Below are 3,485 nucleotides of genomic sequence, written 5' to 3' on the forward strand. Positions count from 1 at the left end.
CTTCTTCCCGCACCCGCCGCCGGCAGCCAATCACAACCGATTCAAATCACTCGATCTGTTCCCGGATGGACACTTAGGCGCCTACCCCAGGGCTGGCTGCGGCAGGGCGTCCATCCGGACTTGGCAAGACATTTCCACTGTCACTTGGCTTCGCGGTGACGCCGCAAGGGTTCAGGGCGAGTTCCATTCAACTTGGCAGCCCCTCTCGCCTGTGTTCACGCCGTGATGTGGTCGTAGAGTTTGCTGCCTTCAGCACTGCCGAGTTGCCCAGGGTGGTTGAGTCGGTGCGCCTCTCCGGCACCTCCATCGACTGACCTACCCCGGCGCATCCGACCAGGCGGTTTCGTGCTGGCCGCGGCGCGGATTATCGATGCGGACAACATTGGCGCAGGGTCCCATGGCCACCCGCTACACTAGCGTTGCGCATGCGGTGCTCGGCTTTGGGCCGGCGCTGACAGTGGCATCGTCCTGGAGACGTACTTCGCGCTGGGTTACGATTCCTCCTGGCAACTGCGGGGAGGCAACACCGTGAAACTAACGACCCGTCGCACCTTACTGGCTGCGCCTGCTCTGCTGCCTGCGGCGGTAGCTGCCCAGAATTTCCCGAACCGCCCCGTCATCTGGGTGGTCCCCTTCGCTGCGGGGGGCATCACCGATACCAGCGCCCGCACTCTGGCGCAGCACATGAGCCAGAACCTCGGCCAGTCCGTGGTGGTGGAGAACCGTCCGGGTGCCGGCGGCACTATCGGGGCCGAGGCAGTCGCTCGCAGCGCAGCCGACGGATACACGATGCTCTACGGCAGCCAGGGGTCCATCGCCGCAGCGCCGGCGATGTTTCCCAATCTTCGCTATGACCCACAGCGAGATCTTGCGCCCGTCCACGGCATAGGAGCGTCGCCCCATCTCATCGTCACCTCGCCTAGCCGTCCATGGAGAACACTCATGGAGTTGGTCGAGGCCGCACGGGGCCGGCCTGAGGGATTGACCTATGGATCCGTCGGAGTTGGCACCTCGCCGCATCTGGCGGCCGAGACGCTGATGCAGGCAACCGGCGTCCGCATCGTGCATGCGCCATATGCCAACGGCACCCAGGGGTTGAACGACGTCATCGGTGGACGTCTCGATGTCATGTGGGATTACCCGCTGACGAGCTTGCCGCATGTGCGGGAGGGCCGGCTACGAGCCTTGGCGGTTACCGATAGGCAGCGGGTCGCGCTGGCCGGCGAAGTTCCAACTGTCGCCGAGGCGGGGCTGCCCGGTGCCGAGTCCGTACCTTGGGCCGGCCTCTTCGTGCCAGCGCGCACACCTGTGGAGGTCGTGGCGAGGCTGGCCGGCGCCATGCGGGAAGCAATGGGCGATGCCAGGGTGCAGGAGTTCTTCGGCGGTACGGCAACGGTACTGTGGCCGACGATGGGGACAGACCAGTTCCGAGGCTTCCTCGCTGCGGAAACGCCCCGCATCGCCGCTTTGATCACCCGTTCCGGTGCGAGGGGTGGCTGATCGGCCGCGCTAGAGTAGGTTTCCGTCCAACTTGGCTCCCGAAAGCCGACCCGGCTCGTTGCTCAATCGAGCAGATTGCTCCGAACAGGCGATGCCACTTGATCCAAACTTGTTCTAGCGAAGGACGGATGGGCCCGCCGGGACCGGATTGTTCAACACGGTCCTTGTGGATGGAGGAGGCAGTTCAACGGCTAGTCGGGGTGAACTGGGCAGTTGGCGAGCCCAGGCAGACTCGATCAGCGCGCCGGCGCCGGGGTACCTTGCCCTGTCCTCATCCATTCGCCGCAGGCGTGCGGCGAACTCAGGCAGGTACATGCTGTAGTCGGCACCCGTATTGACGGTCGAAACAGCCGGCGGCAAAGCTCCGTAGCGCTCAGCATGTGGCCACAATGCGATAACCTTGCGCGCGTATTCATGGCCCCGCTCAGCGACTCGGGAGTGGTACGCAGCGGCGGCAAGCGGCCAGTTGCCAGTGCCCCCGTGGAGCGACTTCAGAAAGCGTGCGGCATAGTCGGTATTGGCTTGCGGATCAAATGCGCTTTCAAGATTGCTGAAGGCTGCCGGGTGATGCATCAAGTTGACCTGCGCGCAGCCGACATCGATCGATTGAATGCCCCTCGACCGAAAGTTCCGCACAGCAGCGACAGCCTGTTCGCTACTGGCAAAGAAGTAGCCGGTCCCGGAAACATTAATGGTCCAGGGCCAGGGCAGGACCCGCCCAGTGGCAGGGTCTGGCCGCCCGCTTTCCACCATTGCAATGCTTCGCAATAGCTGGGGCGGAATGCGCATCTGCCGTTCCGACGCCTGGATGGCGGACAGGCATCGCTCGCCGGGCGACGGGGTGCGTGAGGTGGACGGGGATGCCAACGCGAAAGCTGGAAGCAGTCCAAGCAGGGCTGCACAGCTACCTTTCATGAAGCGGCCACATTTCGATTCCACCCGATGGACAAGAACAGTCAAACTTTCGACCTGAAAAAATACCGGCATTGCCGTTACAAGAAACAACACGCTTCAGTCGGTGCGGGAAGCCATCTTTGTCGTGCGTCGGTTCAAAAATGCGGAATCCGCGCGGTACGCCGGTCCCTCTGGCTGCCTGGACGAGGCGATCAGGCTGCAACGCGGCGGAGCATGATGTGCGGCATCCTTGTTGTTCATGCCAAGGCCAGCCGCGCTCGGTTTCGTGCTTCCGCGCGACGGGGTCTCTGCAAGGGCCAGCATGTTCTGCAAGGAATTGCGTGTCTCAAGGGGTTGCCGACCTAGCCAACGCGGTTCAGGTCCTGCCTTTTCGCCTTTTTCGGAACTTCTGGTCTCGAACCGGAAATCCATTCGTGTCAATTGCAGCGTCTCATGAATGACGCACACATCTCCCCTCGTTGGGACGCCCGGTTCTTGGCTCTCGCGGTGCATATCGCTGACTGGTCCAAGCACCGCACGACGAAGGTCGGCTGCGTCGTGGTTGACGACGACCGCCGGATCCGAGTGACCGGCTATAATGGCTTCCCACGTGGAGTGACCGATCTGCCGGAACGCCTCGCCGATCGTCCGACGAAGCTGCTCCTTTCCGTGCATGCCGAGGCCAATGCGGTCGCCACGGCCGCTCGCTCAGGCGTGTCGCTCGCTGGTTGCACGGCCTACATCACCCATCCGCCATGCGCGGCCTGTGCTGCCTCGCTGATCCAGGCAGGAATCCAGCGCGTTGTGTTCCAAGGGCAGCTGCGGGCCGACTGGGCAGATAGTGAGGCGGCAGGACGTCTCCTTATGGACGAGGCCGGCGTGGCTTGGCAGCGTGGGGCCGCGACCGAAAGGTGAGGGCACACGCCATGGCCAGTCATCTGCTTCCGGCTTGAGCCGTCGCGCTCGCCACCCGTGGCGTGCGCACGCCACGTGGCAACGCACGATGGCATCCTCAGAGCATTTTCCCATCAGTTTGCGTCATAGCCGGCGGCGGCGAAGTGGTTGGCGCACTCGGCTGGGGTGAAGGTGTC

At 63.5% G+C, this 3,485-nt stretch carries 3 protein-coding genes; 2 read left to right on the forward strand and 1 reads right to left on the reverse strand.

Annotated features, from left to right (window positions below; genetic code table 11):
• Positions 1–528: 528 nt before the first annotated feature.
• Positions 529–1,500, forward strand: coding sequence for a Bug family tripartite tricarboxylate transporter substrate binding protein (locus JMJ56_RS32755; RefSeq protein ID WP_202836060.1), 972 nt, complete (start codon positions 529–531; stop codon positions 1,498–1,500).
• A 114-nt stretch (positions 1,501–1,614) separates the two neighbouring features.
• Here the strand turns inward: JMJ56_RS32755 and JMJ56_RS32760 are convergent, their stop codons facing one another.
• Positions 1,615–2,487, reverse strand: coding sequence for a lytic transglycosylase domain-containing protein (locus JMJ56_RS32760; protein ID WP_328702529.1), 873 nt, complete (start codon positions 2,485–2,487; stop codon positions 1,615–1,617).
• Positions 2,488–2,847: 360 nt separating this feature from the next.
• Here JMJ56_RS32760 and JMJ56_RS32765 point away from each other — a divergent pair, with 360 nt between their 5' ends.
• A complete protein-coding gene (locus JMJ56_RS32765) occupies positions 2,848–3,309 on the forward strand; it encodes a deoxycytidylate deaminase (protein WP_202836062.1) in 462 nt (153 codons plus the stop codon).
• The last annotated feature ends 176 nt before the right edge of the window (positions 3,310–3,485 follow it).

Origin of the sequence: Belnapia arida (assembly GCF_016773205.1) — a bacterium.
Lineage (GTDB): Bacteria > Pseudomonadota > Alphaproteobacteria > Acetobacterales > Acetobacteraceae > Belnapia > Belnapia arida.